The sequence below is a fragment of the Micromonospora sp. WMMA1947 genome (assembly GCF_027497355.1).
GTDB lineage: Bacteria > Actinomycetota > Actinomycetes > Mycobacteriales > Micromonosporaceae > Micromonospora.
In genome coordinates, this window is sequence record NZ_CP114909.1 from 5956147 (window position 1) to 5972072 (window position 15926).

Annotated in this window: 14 protein-coding genes; all 14 read right to left on the reverse strand. The window is 74.5% G+C overall.

Annotated elements, in window-relative coordinates:
* Window positions 1-39: 39 nt before the first annotated feature.
* Window positions 40-1788, reverse strand: coding sequence for a M28 family peptidase (locus tag O7604_RS27935; RefSeq protein ID WP_281578314.1), 1749 nt, complete (start codon window positions 1786-1788; stop codon window positions 40-42).
* A 234-nt stretch (window positions 1789-2022) separates the two neighbouring features.
* Window positions 2023-3561, reverse strand: a complete 1539-nt coding sequence (locus O7604_RS27940) for a transcription antitermination factor NusB (protein ID WP_269700467.1) — start codon at window positions 3559-3561, stop codon at window positions 2023-2025.
* On the reverse strand, window positions 3558-4484 hold the full coding sequence (gene fmt / locus O7604_RS27945) for a methionyl-tRNA formyltransferase (protein ID WP_269700468.1): 927 nt from the start codon (window positions 4482-4484) through the stop codon (window positions 3558-3560). The genes O7604_RS27940 and fmt overlap by 4 nt, the downstream gene beginning before the upstream one ends.
* 5 nt (window positions 4485-4489) lie before the next feature.
* Entirely contained in the window at window positions 4490-5050 is a 561-nt protein-coding gene (gene def, locus O7604_RS27950) for a peptide deformylase (protein ID WP_269700469.1), read from the reverse strand.
* A 42-nt stretch (window positions 5051-5092) separates the two neighbouring features.
* Complete coding sequence (locus tag O7604_RS27955; protein ID WP_269700470.1) at window positions 5093-6355, reverse strand: cytochrome P450; 1263 nt, start codon at window positions 6353-6355, stop codon at window positions 5093-5095.
* 94 nt (window positions 6356-6449) lie between these two features.
* Window positions 6450-7430, reverse strand: a complete 981-nt coding sequence (locus O7604_RS27960; RefSeq protein ID WP_269700471.1) for an AAA family ATPase — start codon at window positions 7428-7430, stop codon at window positions 6450-6452.
* Between the two features lie 226 nt (window positions 7431-7656).
* Entirely contained in the window at window positions 7657-9654 is a 1998-nt protein-coding gene (locus O7604_RS27965) for a primosomal protein N' (protein WP_269700472.1), read from the reverse strand.
* Between the two features lie 59 nt (window positions 9655-9713).
* The gene (gene metK, locus O7604_RS27970) at window positions 9714-10904 is read right to left on the reverse strand and encodes a methionine adenosyltransferase (protein ID WP_269700473.1); all 1191 of its coding nucleotides are present in this window, start codon (window positions 10902-10904) and stop codon (window positions 9714-9716) included.
* A gap of 97 nt (window positions 10905-11001) precedes the next feature.
* On the reverse strand, window positions 11002-12210 hold the full coding sequence (gene coaBC / locus O7604_RS27975) for a bifunctional phosphopantothenoylcysteine decarboxylase/phosphopantothenate--cysteine ligase CoaBC (protein ID WP_281578315.1): 1209 nt from the start codon (window positions 12208-12210) through the stop codon (window positions 11002-11004).
* Window positions 12211-12224: 14 nt separating this feature from the next.
* Complete coding sequence (rpoZ, locus tag O7604_RS27980; RefSeq protein ID WP_013285517.1) at window positions 12225-12491, reverse strand: DNA-directed RNA polymerase subunit omega; 267 nt, start codon at window positions 12489-12491, stop codon at window positions 12225-12227.
* A 3-nt stretch (window positions 12492-12494) separates the two neighbouring features.
* A complete protein-coding gene (locus O7604_RS27985; RefSeq protein ID WP_269700475.1) occupies window positions 12495-13046 on the reverse strand; it encodes a guanylate kinase in 552 nt (183 codons plus the stop codon).
* 25 nt (window positions 13047-13071) lie between these two features.
* Window positions 13072-13389 (reverse strand): integration host factor, actinobacterial type, encoded by a 318-nt coding sequence (gene mihF / locus O7604_RS27990; RefSeq protein ID WP_013285515.1) that lies wholly within the window; start codon window positions 13387-13389, stop codon window positions 13072-13074.
* 175 nt (window positions 13390-13564) lie between these two features.
* The gene (gene pyrF / locus O7604_RS27995; protein WP_269700476.1) at window positions 13565-14404 is read right to left on the reverse strand and encodes an orotidine-5'-phosphate decarboxylase; all 840 of its coding nucleotides are present in this window, start codon (window positions 14402-14404) and stop codon (window positions 13565-13567) included.
* 86 nt (window positions 14405-14490) lie between these two features.
* Window positions 14491-15765: an adenosylmethionine--8-amino-7-oxononanoate transaminase gene (locus tag O7604_RS28000; RefSeq protein WP_281578316.1), complete on the reverse strand. Its 1275-nt coding sequence runs from the start codon at window positions 15763-15765 to the stop codon at window positions 14491-14493.
* Window positions 15766-15926 lie beyond the last annotated feature (161 nt).

The following is a 15926-nucleotide window of genomic DNA, read 5'->3' on the forward strand; positions in this document are numbered from 1 at the left end:
CGGGCGGGGCGGGCCGGCGCCCACCCCGCCCGGGGCCGCTCAGCCGACCTGCAGCGTCACGTCGTCGACGACGAAGCTGGTCTGCAACGAGGAGTCCTCGACCCCGGTCCACTTGAGCGTGACCGTCTGACCGGCGTACGCGGCCAGGTTGAAGGTGCGCTGGGTGTAGCCGGTGGCCTTGTTCAGGTTCGAGTACGTGGCCAGCGTGGTCGAGCCGACCTGCACGGTGAGCTTGTCGTACGCGACCGAGCTGGTCGTCTCGGCCGTGTCGATGTGCAGCCAGAACGAGAACGTGTAGCTGCTGCACCCGGCCGGCAGCGTGACCGACTGGGACAGCGTGTCGGTCCGCGAGGAGCCGTACCCGTTCATCCACGCCTTGTACGACCCGGTGCGGGCCGCCTGGCTGGAGCTGTTGGTGATCACGCCGGAGCTGGCGGTCCACGGCGTGGTGCCGGACTCGAAGCTGCTGTTGCCGATGAGCTGCCCGCCGGTGCAGCCGCCGCTGCCGCCGGTCACGGTGATCGTGTAGCTGGCGGTGCGGGTGGCCGAACCGGTGCCGGTCACGGTGAGCGTGAACGTGCCGGTGGTGGCCGACGACGAGGCGCTGACCGTCATGGTGGACGAGCCGCCCGACGTGACCGACGACGGGCTGAAGCTCACCGAGACCCCGCTCGGGGCGCCGCTGGCGGACAACGAGACGGTCTGCGCGCTGCCGGCGGTGGTGGCGGTGCTGACCGTGGCGGTGGTGGAGCCACCCCGGGCGACGCTGCCGGAGGTGGGGCTCACCGAGACGGAGAAGTCGTTGGTGGGCGTGCCGCCGCCGACCGCGAGCGCCCAGATCGCGTACGCCACGCCGTCCGCGGCCCGGTTCAGGATGGTCGTGTTGATGTTGCTGGTGTTGTCGCAGGAGCGGTGGTAGCAGCCGTCGTACGCCGCGCCCGCGGTGCCGCCCCACTTGCTGGCCTGCGCCGAGGACTTGGTGTAGCTGGCGCCCGCCGCGTAGCCGGAGGTCTGGATGCCGGCGTTGGCGAACGAGTAGTCGTCGGAGCGGCCCTGCCCCTCGGTGTTCTCCTCCGGCGAGATGCCGAACGAGTCCCAGTACGCCTTCAGCGGCGCGGCGGTGGCCGAGGTGATCCGGTTGATGAAGTAGCCGCCGTTGGGCGAACCCACCATGTCGAAGTTGTAGTAGCCCTTGATGTAGCCGCGCTGGGTGGAGCTGAGCTGGTTGACGTAGTGCTTGGAGCCCTGCAGCCCCTGCTCCTCGCCGTTCCACCAGGCGAACCGGACCCGCTTGGTCATGGTCGGGTTCTGCGCGGCCAGTACCAGCGCGTTCTCCAGCAGCACCGACGAACCGGAGGCGTTGTCGTTGATGCCGGGGCCGGCGGCGACGCCGTCCAGGTGCGCGCCGAACATGACGACCTGGTCCGAGGGGCCCTGCGGCCACTCGGCGATCAGGTTGTTGCCCGGGTAGGTGCAGGTGGAGCAGTTCTGCTCGGTGACCGTGTAGCCGGCGGCCTGGAGCTTGCCCTTGACGTAGTTGACCGACGCCGTGTAGCCGGCCGAGCCGGAGCGCCGGTTGCCCCCGTTGCTGGTGGCGATGGAGTTGAACTGGCTGAGGTGGGCCTGGATGTTGCTGAGGGAGACGTCCGGCGCGGCGAGCGCGGCGACGGCCGGGGCGGGGGCGGAGGCCGGAGCGGGCGCGGCGGAGGCGGTGCCGGCCAGGCTCGCCGTCGTCAGGGTGGCGACGAGGGCGAGCGCGAGGCTCGTGGTCGGCGTTCTGCGTCTCATGGAGACTCCTCGTGGGGGTTCGGCGGGCGGGGTGCCGGGACCGGTGATCGGAACAGTTACATGTATCGATCGCACAGTCAACGGGCTGTCACATCCCACCGACCCCCTCCCCCCACCGGGATGCCGCACACGCTCCATCCCTCCCCATTTCGCCGCACGACGATCAAGGAGTTCGCGCCCGGGCACGACGGACCCGGAGGCACGAACTCCTCGATCGACTGCGGGAGGGGTGGGTCAGGTCCGGCGGAGAACCGCCAGAAACATGGCGTCGGTGCCGTGGCGGTGCGGCCACAGCTGCACCGTGGGCCCGTCACCCAGGCCCGGCATGCCCGCCGGCAGCAGCGGCCGCGCGTCGACGAAGTCGACGCCGAAACCGCACCGCCGGGCCGCCTCGGTCACCGTCACGTGCGTCTCCACCACGTGCGGCGAGCAGGTCACGTACGCGACCAGGCCACCCGGCCGGGCCGCCCGCAGCGCGGCGGTGAGCAGTTCGCGCTGCAACCGGGTCAGCGGCGGCAGGTCCGACGGCTGGCGGCGCCACCGCGCCTCCGGGCGGCGGCGCAGCGCGCCCAGCCCGGTGCACGGCGCGTCCACGAGCACCCGGTCGAAGTGCCCCTCCGGCAGCTTCGGGTCGCTGCCCACGCTGCGCCCGTCGGTGTGCAGCACCGTCACCGGCAGCCCACGGGTGGCCTGCTCCACCAGCCGCGCCCGGTGCTCGGCCACCTCGACCGCCGTCAGCCGTGCGCCACGGGTCGCGGCGAGCGCGCCGAGCAGGCCGGACTTGCCGCCCGGGCCGGCGCACAGGTCCAGCCACCGGCCGTCCGGGCCGTCCAGCGGGGCCGCCGCCAGCGCGTCCGCCACCAGCTGGGACCCCTCGTCCTGCACGTGCGCGCGGCCGTCGGCCACCGCCGCCAGCTCACCCGGCGCCCCGCCGGGCAGGTAGACCGCGTACGGCGAGAACGCGCCGGGCGCGCCGCCCACCTCGTCGGCCAGCGCCACCGGGTCGGCCAGGCCCGGCCGGGCGCACAGGTGCACCGGCGGGCGCTCGTTGTCCTCGATGAGCAGCCGGGTCGTCTCACCCATGTCGCCGCCGAGCGCCTCCGCGAACGACCGCGCGATCCACTGGGGATGGCTGTACGCCAGCGCGAGGTGCCCGATCGGGTCGGTCTCCTCGGACGGGGCGAGCTTGGCCACCCAGGCGTCGGCGTCCCGGCTGGTGATCTCCCGCAGCACCGCGTTGGCGAACCCGGTGGCGCCCGGTCCCACCGACCGGACCAGGTCGACGGTGGACGACACCGCGGCGTGCGCGGGCACCCGGGTGTGCAGGATCTGGTACGCCCCGAGCCGCAGCGCGTCGCGCACCGGCGGGTCGATGCGCTGCACGTCCCGCCCGGCCGCGTCGGTGACGATCGCGTCGAGCGTGCCGGTGTGCCGCAGCGTGCCGTAGGTCAGCTCGGTGGCGAACGCGGCGTCCCGGCCGGTCAGCCCGGCCTCGCGCAGCATCGCCGGGAGCACCAGGTTGGCGTACGCGTCGTCGCGGTGCACCGCCGCGATCGCCTCGTACGCGACCTGCCGGGGCAGGTCGACGGCCGGACGGGCCGGACGCCCGCCCCGCCGGTCCCCGCCGAACCGGTCCCCGCCACGCCGGTCGCCGCGCTCACGGTCACCGCCGGACCGGTCGCCGGCACGCCGGTCCGCGGCGGGCCGGTCGGCGCGCTGCCGGGTACCGCGCTCACGGTCGCCGAACCGGTCCGGACGCGACGGCCCCGTCACGCGAACACCTCGCCGGCGGTGACCCGGGCGCCGCGCGCCCAGTCGCCGGCGGGCATGGCCTTCTTGCCGGCGGCGCGCACCTCGCCGAGGCGCACCGGCGTGGTGGCGGTGCCGACGAGCACGCCCGACTTCTCCACGTGCAGCTCCCCCGGCTTCAGCTCCGGGCCGTCGGCCACCGGTGTGACCGGGCCGAGCTTGACCCGGTCGTCGCGGAACGTGGTCCACGGGCCGGGCGCGGGCGTGCAGGCGCGGATGCGCCGGTCCACCGCGAACGCGGGGTCGCCCCAGCGGACCCGGGCGTCCTCCACCGTCAGCTTCGGGGCGAGCGAGACGCCGTCGGCGGGCTGCGGCACGGCGCGGGCGGTGCCGGCGCCGATCGCGTCCAGGACGGCGACCAGCAGCCCGGCGCCGGAGTGCGCGAGCCGTTCCAGCAGGTCACCGGAGGTGTCGGCGGGGCGGATCTCGTCGGTGACGGTGCCGTAGACCGGGCCGGTGTCCAGCCCCGCCTCCAGCTCGAAGACGCTGGCCCCGGTCAGCTCGTCGCCGTGCAGCACGGCGTGCTGCACCGGCGCGGCGCCACGCCAGGCGGGCAGCAGCGAGAAGTGCAGGTTGATCCAGCCGTGCCGGGGGATCTCCAGCGCCACCGGCGGCACCAGCGCGCCGTAGGCGACCACCGGTACGCAGTCCGGCGCCAGCTCGCGCAGCCGGTCGAGGAACTCCGGCTCGCGCGGGCGGGCCGGGGTGAGCACCTCGACGCCGTGCGCGTCGGCCCACGCGCCGACCGGCGAGCGGACCAGTCCCCGGCCACGACCGGCCGGGGCGTCGGGGCGGGTGACCACGGCGAGCAACTCGTGCCCGGAAGCGGCGATCGCGTCCAGGGCCGGTACGGCGACCGCCGGGGTGCCGGCGAAGACCAGGCGCATCCGGGTCACCGCCCCAGGCCGAACGGGTTGCCGGCGGCGTGCGGGCTCAGCTTGACGGTGGGCGGCGCGGCCTGGTCATACCACTCGGCCTGGCGGATCGCCTTCATGGCCTCCTTGCGGCCGGCCGGGTCGAGCCGGTCGACGAAGAGGACCCCGTCGAGGTGGTCGGTCTCGTGCTGCACGCAGCGGGCCATCAGGCCGGTGCCGACGATCTGCAGCGGGTCGCCGTAGCCGTTGAAGCCCTTGGCGATCACGTTCTGCCGGCGCTTGGTGTCGAAGTAGAGCCCGGGGATGGACAGGCAGCCCTCCGGGCCGTCCTGCTCCTCCTCGTCAGGGAACTCCAGCACCGGGTTGACCAGGTGGCCGAGGACGTCGTCGACGTCGAAGGTGAACACCCGCAGGCCCACCCCGAGCTGCGGCGCGGCCAGGCCGGCGCCGCTCTGCTCGCGCATCGTGTCGGTCAGGTCGGCGATCAGCTTGCGCAGCTCGACGTCGAAGTCGACGACCGGGTCGGCCGGCGTGCGCAGCACCGGATCGCCGAACAGACGGATGGGCTGGACGGTCACTCGGCGTGGCTCCTTGTCTGGGTCGAACGATGCGCGTCCAGTCTACGGAGTCGGCCCGGCCGCCCCGGGTCGCGTACCGGGAACGGTGACCGGGGCCGCCTCCCGCCCCACCCGCACCGGCAGCGTGGCGTGACCACGCAGGGTGAGCCGCACCCGCCGCTCGGGCCGGCCCGCGAGGGCCATCTCCGGCAGCCGGCGCAGCAGCAGCGGGAACGCCACCTGCGCCTCCAGCCGGGCCAGCGCCGCGCCGAGGCAGTAGTGCGGCCCGGCACCGAAGGACAGCGGCGCGATCTGCGCCCGCCACGGGTCGAAGCGGGCCGGATCCGGGTAGCGGCGCGGATCGCGGTTGGCCGCGCCAAGCAGCACGATGACCCAGCTCGCCGGCGGCAGGTCGACCTCGCCGTACCGGGCGGGCGCCGTGCTCATCCGCGAGGTGAGCTGCACCGGCGAGTCGTAGCGCAGCAGCTCGTCGACGTAGGCGGGGGCGAGGTCGGGCCGCTCGCGCAGCGCCGCCGCGGCGCCCGGATGCGCCAGCAGCGCCACCAGGCCGTTGCCGAGCAGATTCGTGGTGGTCTCGAAGCCGGCCACCAGCAGCACGATCAGGTTCGCCAGCAGCTCGTCGCCGGAGAGCCGGTCGCCGCCGTCGTGGGCCTGGACCAGCGCGGTGGTGAGGTCGTCGGCCGGCGCCCGGCGGCGGGCCGCCACCAGCTCGGTGAAGTAGGCGCGCAGCTCCGCCGCTCCCCGGTCGGCCACGGCGAGCTCGTCGGCGGTGATCTCCGGTTCGAGCGCGCCGGTCAGGTCGGCGGCCCAGCGCCGGAACAGCGGCCGGTCCGCCGACGGGACGCCGAGCAGCGCGCAGATCACCCCGACCGGAAGCGGGTACGCGAACGCGCCCATGAAGTCGACCGGCTCGTCGGCGGTGAGCATCGCGTCGACCAGCTCGTCGGCCTGCGCCCGCACCACGTCGCGCATGGCGGCGATCCGGCGCGGGGTGAACGCGCCCGCGGCCAGCCGTCGCATCCGGCTGTGGTCGGGCGGGTTGGTGCGCAGCATCGACCGGGAGATCGACAGCATCGCCGGGCTGTCCCGCCAGCCGGGCAGGAACTGGTCGCGCAGCGCGTCGTCCATCACCCCGAACTGGGCGTCGCGCAGGATCGCGTCGGCCTCCGCGTACCCGGTGACCACGTAGAAGACCGGCCCGGCCTGGACCACCGGGCCGTGCGCGCGCAGCCGCTCGTACGTCGGGTAGGGGTCGAGGCGCCCCTCGGGGGACATCAGCAGCGCGAGCGCGTCGGTGGGATCCACGATTCCGCCTCCCCAGGCATCGGAGGCCTTCATCATGCTCCCGCCCGCCGGATCGGGTGAACCCGTGACGGCGAGGTGGCGGTGTCCCCCGCGGTCAGGCGCCGGCGCCCGGCTCCCCGGCGAGCACCGGGCCGCTGCCGAGCAGCGCGTGCTCCGGCAGCGGCAGCGTGATGCCGTGCGCGTCCTCCCAGTCGTGGATCAGGCCCGGCCGGGCCTGCGCGGTGAAGAACTCGACGGCGCTGATCCCGCCGACCACCGGCTCCTCCACCTCGGCGACCAGCCGGGCCGCGACCATCGGCAGGCCGGCGCGCACGGCGGCGCTGAGCCGCCGGTGCCCGTCGACGACGAAGAAGTACTCGCCGGTGTAGCCGATGCTCAGCGGCTCCGGCTCCCCGTCGCCGCCGGCCGCCTCGGCCGCGACGTCGGAGTCCCAGAGACCGCGCAGCGTCGACACGTCCTCGGTGGGGTACACCCGGGCCGGGTCGAGCAGCAGCAGCGGCTGGCCGGCGCGCAGCACGTCGGCGCCGAGACGGCCCTCGTAGACGTCGATGACGTGCGCGATGACCTGCTCCGGGTTGGCCCGGGTGGTGTCGCAGACCAGGTCGTAGTTGCGCAGGCGGGCCTTGTCGACGCCGTACCGCACGATGAACCGGCCGCGCTCGCTCTCGCTGCGCTCGCGCAGCTTGGCCCGCGCCTCCTCCAGCGAGGTGTAGCTCTCGGCCGGGCCGGACGGGCGGGCCAGCACGCGCCGGGCCGCCTCGGTCGGCTCGGTGATCATGTGCACCTTGAGCGCGTCGGTGAAGAAGTGCCACGCCAGGCGGGAGTCCATGACCAGGGACTCGCCGGAGGCGGCGATGTCGCGCTGGAGCTGGTCGACGTAGCCGTCGACGGCCTGGTCCAGCTCGGCGTGCAGGTTGAGCTGGAGGGCGGTCATCTGCCGCTCCTGGGCCATCTGGCGGTAGAGGTCGCCGACGCTGACCCGGCGCAGCCCCAGCCGCTTGGCGATCTCGACCGAGACGGTGCTCTTGCCACTGCCGAGGTCACCGTTGAAGACGATCGACTGACGAACGGTCACGACTGGTCCACCCCTGCTCACCGGCTGACTGACGACATCGAGTGTCGGCCCGACGTGCTCTGGCACCCGCCGCGCCGCGTCCCGCGCGGGGAAAGCGCGCGGCTGGGCATGACGGGCGATGCTATCACCGTGCGCTACCCGATTGCCGGACCAGGTGTGCGGCAAACCCCAGCTCACGACCGTCCGCGAGGGCCCGCGTGCGCAGTGTCACGCCGATCGGGTCCGGTCAGAACAGGGTGAGCGGATCGACCTGCAGCCGCACCGGATCGGCCGCCTTGCGGGCGCTGCGCTGCCCGGCGGCGGAGTGCAGCGCCTCGGCCATCGCGGCGGCCCGGGACCGGGGCACGCGGACCAGCATCCGCTCCCGGCCCTCGTCCGCCGGCACCGGGCCGAGCACCTCGGCGTCATCGGGCAGCCGGGCGCCGGCGAGCAGGTCGGCCACCGCCTCGGCCGCGCCGGTGACGCTCGCCATCCGTACCGCGGGCGGGAAACCCAGCTCCCGCCGCTCGGCCAGCTCCCGGGCGGCGAACCAGGCGGAGTCCCAGCGCAGCAGCGCCTGCACCGGCGCGAGCGCGCCGTCGGCGACCACCACCACCCGGCCACCGGCCGGGCCGGGCCGGGCCAGCGCGGCGGCGGCCATCCAGCGCCGCAGCGCCTCCTCGCCGGCCCGCAGGTCGGCCCGGGTCAGCAGCGCCCACGAGTCGAGCAGCAGCACCGCGCCGTAGCCGCCGTCGGCGACCGGCTCGGCGCCCGGCGTGGCGATCACCAGTCCGGCACCGCCCGGCACCGTCGCCAGCACCTCCTCCCGCCCGGAGGTGCGCACCGGCACGCCGGGGAACGCCCGGCCCAGCTCCTCGGCGGTCCGCCGGGCGCCGGTCACCGAGGCGCGCAGCCGCCGCCCACCGCACTCCGGGCAGGCGTACGCGGCGGCCACCCGGCCGCACCAGCGGCAGGCGGGCGTGCCCTGCGCCGAGGGCAGCGCGAGCGGTCCGGCGCAGTGCGGGCAGCGGGCCGGGGCGCGGCAGTCCGCGCAGGCCACCGACGGCACGTAGCCCCGGCGCGGCACCTGCACCAGCACCGGCAGGTCCGCGCGCAGCGCGTCCCGGGCGGTGGTCCAGGCCAGGCTCGGCAGCCGCGCCGAGGCCGCGCCGGGATCGCGGGCCAGTTGCGGGTCGTCGCCGGTGGGCGCCATGGCCGGGGTACGCGCGCGCACCACCGCCCGGTCGGCCACCACCTCGCGCGCCCAGCCGGTCTCCACGAGCAACTGCGCCTCGGCGGTACGGGCGTACCCGCCGACCAGTGCGGCGACGTCGCCGAGCTGCGCCCGGGTGAGCAGCACGTCCCGGGCGTGCGGGTACGGCGCGCGAGGCTCGGCGTGCAGGTCGTCGCCGTCGTCCCAGATCGCCACCAGGCCGAGGCGGGCCACCGGGGCGAACATCGCCGCCCGGGTGCCGATCACCACGTCGGCGTCCCCCGTCCGGGCGGCGAGGAAGGCCCGGTAGCGGCGGGACGGGCCGTCGGCGGCGGTCAGCCGGACGTGCCGGCCCGCGCCGAGCACGGCGGTCACTGCCGCGTCGAGGCGGTCCAGGTCACGGGTGTCGGCCACCACGACCACGGCGCCCCGGCCGCCGGCCACGGTGGCGGCGACCGCGTCGGCGTACCGGTCGGCCCAGTCCTCCCCCGGCAGCGCGGACCAGACCGCGCGGGCGGGCCTGCCGTCGGTGAGCGCGCGCAGCAGCGCCGGCCCGGCCGGGTAGTCCCGCCAGCCGCGCGGGTCCACCTCCGCCGGGCCGCCCGGCCGGGCGTCGGCGGCCTCGGCCGGCAGGCCGTGGGGCGCGGTGCCGTCGGCGGTGGCGATGCTGCCGTCGGGCGTGGCCGAGGCGGTGGGTGGCGCGTCCGCGGCGGTGGCGGCCTTCTCGGCGCGGGCGTGCCGGGGCGGCACGGCCAGGCGGAGCACGTCGGCGAGGCTGCCGGCGTACCGGTCGGCGACCGCGCGGGCCAGCCGGGCCACCTCCGGGGAGAGCACCGGCACCGGGGAGACGACCTTCTCCAGGTACGCCAGCTTCGGGTGCTCGGACGACTCGGCGCGCTCCAGCAGCCAGCCGTCGACGAGTTGCCCGGCGAACCGCACCTTCACCCGTACCCCGGGCCGGGCGTCGGCGTCGAGCGCCTCCGGCACCAGGTAGTCGAACGGGCGGTCGAGGTGCGGCAGCGGCACGTCCACGCAGACGCGCGCGACCGGCGACCCCGGTGCGGGTCGCCGGTCGCGGCGCGTGGTGGCGGTCAGGCTCCCGCGGCCGACTTGAGGTCGGCGGCCCGGTCGGTGCCCTCCCAGGTCAGCTCCGGCAGCTCCCGGCCGAAGTGGCCGTACGCGGCGGTCTGCTGGTAGATCGGGCGGAGCAGGTTCAGGTCCCGGATGATGGCGGCCGGGCGCAGGTCGAACACCTCGGCCACGGCCTTCTCGATCGAGGCGACCGGCACGGTCTCGGTGCCGAACGTCTCGATGAACAGGCTCACCGGATGTGCCTTGCCGATCGCGTACGCCACCTGCGCCTCGCACCGCTCGGCCAGACCGGCGGCTACGACGTTCTTCGCCACCCACCGCATCGCGTACGCCGCCGACCGGTCGACCTTCGACGGGTCCTTGCCGGAGAACGCGCCGCCACCGTGCCGGGCGTACCCGCCGTAGGTGTCCACGATGATCTTCCGGCCGGTCAGACCGGCGTCACCCATCGGCCCACCGATCTCGAACCGGCCCGTCGGGTTCACCAGCAGCCGGTAGCCCTCGGTCTGAAGGCCGAGGCCCTCCAGCTCCGGCGCGATCACGTGGTCCCTGATGTCCGGGGTGAGCAGCGACTCCAGCGAGATGTCCGCCGCGTGCTGGCTGGACACGACCACGGTGTCGAGCCGGACCGGCCGCAGCCCGTCGTACTCGATGGTCACCTGCGTCTTGCCGTCCGGCCGCAGGTACGGGATCGTGCCGTCCTTGCGCACCGCGGCGAGCCGGCGCGAGAGCCGGTGCGCCAGCGCGATCGGCAGCGGCATCAGCTCGGGCGTCTCGGAGCAGGCGAAGCCGAACATCATGCCCTGATCGCCCGCGCCCTGGGCGTCCAGCGCGCTCTCCGACCCGCCGGTACGCAGCTCGAAGGCGTTGTCGACGCCCTGGGCGATGTCCGGCGACTGGGCACCGATGGACACGCTGACGCCGCAGGACGCGCCGTCGAAGCCCTTCTTCGACGAGTCGTACCCGATCCCGAGGATGGTCTCCCGGACGATCGTCGGAATGTCGGCGTACGCCTTGGTGGTCACCTCGCCGGCCACGTGCACCTGGCCAGTGGTGATCAACGTCTCCACCGCGACCCGGCTGTGCGGGTCCTGGGCGAGCAGCGCGTCGAGAATGCCGTCACTGATCTGGTCGGCGATCTTGTCCGGGTGGCCCTCCGTGACCGATTCGGACGTGAAGAGACGTGTCACGGCACTCCTAAGCATGTGAAGACTTTTAAAGGTCGCTCGGCGGCAGTTTAGTCACCGTCGTTCCGCCGTGACCCGATGAACGCGGGTCGACCAACCGTCAGGAACGTGACGGCAACCGCGGACAGACGAGGTCCCAGACGGCGTCGGCCAGGGCCTCCTTGGGCTGCTCGGACAGCCGGTGCACGGCGCCGTCGGTTCCGATCACGGTGGCCGCGTTGATGTCGGCGCCGAAGACCTTGTCCACGCCGACCTCGTTGATCACGATCATGTCGGCCCCCTTGCGGGCCAGTTTGGCCCGGCCGTTGGCCTCCGCGTCGTCGGTCTCGGCGGCGAAGATCACCAGCACCTGGCCGGGACGGCGGACGCGCCCCAGCTCGGCGGCGATGTCCGGGTTGGTGACCAGCTCGATGACCGGCGCGACGCCGTCGTCGGACTTCTTGATCTTCGTGGTGGCGTAGCCGGCCGGCCGGAAGTCCGCGGGCGCGGCGGCCATGACCACGGCGTCCGCGTCGGCGGCCGCCGTGAGCGTGGCGGCGCGCAGCTCCTCGGTGGTGCCCACCCGGACCAGATCCACCCCGGCCGGGTCGGGCAGCGCCACGTTCGCCGCGACGAGCGTGACCCGGGCGCCCCGGGCGACGGCGGCGCGGGCGAACGCGTACCCCTGCTTGCCGGACGACCTGTTGCCCAGGAACCGGACCGGGTCCAGCGGCTCCCGGGTGCCCCCGGCGGTGACCACCACGTGCCGGCCCGCCAGGTCGGCCTCGGCCTCGGCACCGCGGGCCAGCGCCCGGCGGGCCACCGCGAAGATCTCCGCCGGGTCGGGCAGCCGGCCCTTGCCGGTGTCCCGCCCGGTGAGCCGGCCCACTGCGGGCTCGATCACGCGGACGCCCCGCGAGCGCAGCGTGGCCACGTTCGCGACGGTGGCCGGGTGCTCCCACATCTCGGTGTGCATGGCGGGCGCCAGCAGCACCGGGCAGCGGGCGGTCAGCAGCGTGTTGGTGAGCAGGTCGTCGGCGAGGCCGTGGGCGGCCTTGGCGAGCAGGTCGGCGGTGGCCGGTGCGACGACGACCAGGTCGGCGTGCTGCCCGAGCCGCACGTGCGGCACCTCGTGCACGTCGGACCAGACGTCGTCGGCGACCGGCTGACCGGACAGGGCCGCCCAGGTCGGCGCCCCGACGAAGCGGAGCGCCGAGGCGGTCGGCACCACCCGGACCCGGTGACCCGACTCGGTGAAGAGCCGGAGCAGCTCACACGCCTTGTAGGCGGCGATGCCGCCGCCGACCCCGAGGACGATCTCGGCGGGCATCGGCGCGGGCGCGGTTACGGCTGGTCGGTCGGCTCGGCGGTGAGCAGGCCCGCGTTGATCTCGCGCATGGCGATGGAGAGCGGCTTCTCCTGCGGGGTGGTCTCCACCAGCGGGCCGACGTACTCCAGGAGGCCCTCACCGAGCTGGCTGTAGTAGGCGTTCACCTGACGGGCGCGCTTGGCGGCGAAGATGACCAGCGCGTACTTCGAGGTGGTCTTCTCGAGCAGCTCGTCGATCGGCGGGTTGGTGATGCCCTCGGGGTTGGTGGCGATGGATCCCACGAATTAAACCTCTGCGTCTCGTGCGCCGCCCGCGGGCGGTCGGGCCGGAGCCAGGAAGGACGAACCGAGCAATCCTACCAGCTCCGCCGCGGCGCGCTCGGTGTGGTCGTGTGCCACCGCGTGGGCGAAGACGGCCGCCACGTCCGGGTCGGCGCGGTACGCCGGCGGCGCGAGGAGCACCAGCCGGACGCCGGGCGCCGCCGCCCGTACCGCGAGCGCGCCGGCCAGGTCCAGCGGCAGCAGCACCGGCCGTCCCTCGGCGAGCCGCGTCCGCACCGGGGCCCGGGGCACCCCCCTGCGGTACGGCCCGATCCGGCACCACTCGAGCAGCTCCCCGGCGGCGATCAGCCGGTCGAAGCCGGGCGCGTCGAGGAAGACGCGGTCGACGCCGTCGCGCTCGTCCGGACGCGGTGGGCGGGTGGTGGCCACCACCGGCACCCAGACAGACGCAAGGCGCGCCCGGACCGCCTCGACGACACTGCTCCGGCCGGCCCCGGAGGGACCGGACAGAACAGTGAGCCGAGCCGCCGAGCGCGCCTCGTCATCCGTGCTCACCGCTTGTTTCTACACGGCGGGCCGTTCAGTTGGCGGCGAACTCTCCGAGCAGAGCCTTGCGCTGCTGCTCGCCGAGGCCGCGCAGGCGACGGCTGTCCGCGATCTTGAGCTTCTCCATGATCTGGGTGGCCCGGATCTTGCCGATGCCCGGCATCGCCTGGAGCACGGCCGAAACCTTCAGCTTGCCCACGACGTCGTCGGACTCGGCCCGCTCGAGGACGGTGGCGAGGGTGGTCTTGCCCTGCTTGAGCTGCTCCTTCAGCTCAGCGCGGGCCTTGCGGATCTCCGCGGCCTTCTCCAGCGCGGCAGCGCGCTGTTCGGGGGTCAGTGACGGGAGCGGCACCAGTTCTCCTCAGGTCCCTAGTACGGCGGGCGGAGCGCCCCACCGCATCTGTGAAACGTGGTGTCGCTGGCAACCAAAGGGGTCCGTGGTTCCCAGCGCGGGGAAAACTAGCGGTCAACGGAGATTTCGGCAACGTGGGCGCGCGATGATCAACGGAAAGTGACCGAGCCGTCAGTCAGTCCGCCGCGCCCAGGGCGGCCCGGCAGTCGGCCAGCACCCGCTCGGTGGCGGCCCGCAGGTCGGCCGGGTCGGGGCCCGCGCCGAGCACCTCCCGGGAGTACGACGGGAGCACCGACGGCAGCGCGGCGCCGAACACGGTACGCAACCCGGCGGGCGTTCCGCCCTGCGCGCCCAGCCCCGGCGCGAGCAGCGGACCGTTGACCGAGTCCAGATCGTGACCCGTCTCACCGACCGTCGCGCCGACCACCAGACCGAAGCTGCCGAGCGGCTCCGCACCCCGGTTGAGCTGGGAAATCTCGTCGATCACGGTCTGCGCGACGGTGCGCCCGTCGGCACCCACGGCGCGCTGCACGGAGGCACCCTCCGGGTTGGACGTGAGCGCCAGGACGAAGACCCCGCCGCCGTGCTCGGCGGCGGTGGAGAACATCGGGGCGAGCGAACCTACTCCCAGGTAGGGGCTCGCGGTGACCGCATCGACATACAGAGGGCTGGATGGATCGAGGTACGCCGACGCGTACGCGGCGACCGTCGAGCCGATGTCGCCACGCTTCACGTCAAGCAGAGTGAGCGCTCCCAAATCTCGCAACTGTCGGATAGTTGACTCAAGCACGCCGACACCCCGCGCGCCGAAGCGCTCGAAGAACGCCGACTGCGGCTTGACCACGGCGACCCGGTCACCGATGGCCTCCACCACCGTCGCGCAGAACCGCTCCAGGCCCGCCACGTCGTCGGACAGGCCCCAGGCGGTCAGCAACCCGGGGTGCGGGTCGATCCCCACGCAGAGCGGCCCTCGTTCCGCCACGGCCCGGTGCAGACGGGTGCCGAACGTCTCCATCGCGTCTCTCCCTCTTCCGGCGGCTCCGGGCCGCCTGGCGTGTCCGGCGACGGTCCTCCCGTCGCGCCTGTCGAACCCGGCCGGGCTCAGCCGGCCTTGACCGCCGCGGCCACTCCGGCCGCGATCCGCGCCACGTCCGCGGCGTCGCAGACGTACGGCGGCATCGTGTAGACGAGATCCCGGAACGGGCGCAGCCACACCCCCTCGGCCGCCGCGGCGGCCGTCGCCCGGGGCAGATCCACCTCGTGGTCGAGCTGCACCACCCCGATGGCGCCGAGCACGCGGACGTCGGCCACGCCGGGGGCGTCCCGCAGCGGCTCCAGGCCGGCCCGCAGCCCCTCGGCGATGCCCGCCACGCGTCCCGCCCAGTCCCCGGCGCGCAGCAGGTCCAGGGAGGCGTTGGCGACGGCGCAGGCGAGCGGGTTGCCCATGAACGTCGGCCCGTGCGCCAGCACCCCGTCGGCGGAGATGGCCGCCGCCACCTCGGTCGTGCACAGCGCCGCCGCCAGCGTCAGGTAGCCGCCGGTGAGCGCCTTGCCGACGCACAGCACGTCCGGGGCGACACCGGCGTGCTCGGCGGCGAACATCCGGCCGGTCCGGCCGAAGCCGGTGGCGATCTCGTCGAAGACCAGCAGGATGCCGTGCCGCCGGGTCACCTCGCGCAGCACGCGCAGGTAGTGCGGGTGGTGGAACCGCATCCCGCCGGCCCCCTGGACCACCGGCTCGACGATCACCGCGGCCAGCTCGTCCGCGTGCCGTTCCACCGCCTCCACCAGCGCCGCCTCGTACGCCGGGTCCGGCGCCACGTCGAAGCCGGGCGGCGGCACCGGCGCGAACACCTGCCGGGGCAGCACGTCGCCCCAGAGGTGGTGCATGCCGCCCTCCGGGTCGCAGACGCTCATCGGGTGGAACGTGTCGCCGTGGTAGCCGCCCCGCCAGGTGCCCAGCCGGCGGCGCTGCGGGCGTCCCCGCGCCCGCTGGTACTGCAGGCACATCTTCACCGCGACCTCGACGCTGACCGAGCCGGAGTCGGCCAGGAAGACGTGTTCCAGGCCGTCCGGGGTCAGCTCGACGAGCGTGCGCGCCAGGCGTACCGCGGGCTCGTGGGTGAGCCCGCCGAACATCACGTGGCTCATCCGCCCGAGCTGGTCGGTCACCGCGGCGTCGAGCACCGGGTGCCGGTAGCCGTGGATCGCCGCCCACCACGACGACATGCCGTCGACCAGCTCCCGCCCGTCGGCGAGCCGCAGCCGCACCCCTTCGGCGCTGTCGACCACGTACGGCGCGCTGGCGGGCGGGACGGCGGCGTACGGGTGCCACACGTGCCGCCGGTCGGCTTCCAGAATCTCCTCAGGCGTCACGTCTCCTCCTCCTCGACCCCGCCCCCTCCCCGCCCTCCCCGCCTTCCCCGCCCTCCTCGCTGATCTTGCGGTTGCCGCCCCCGCCGCGCCCGCGATGAGGCGGTATGCCGGGGCCGGAAGTGCAAGATCGGCGGGGTGCAGGGGGGCGGGGGCGGGGGGCG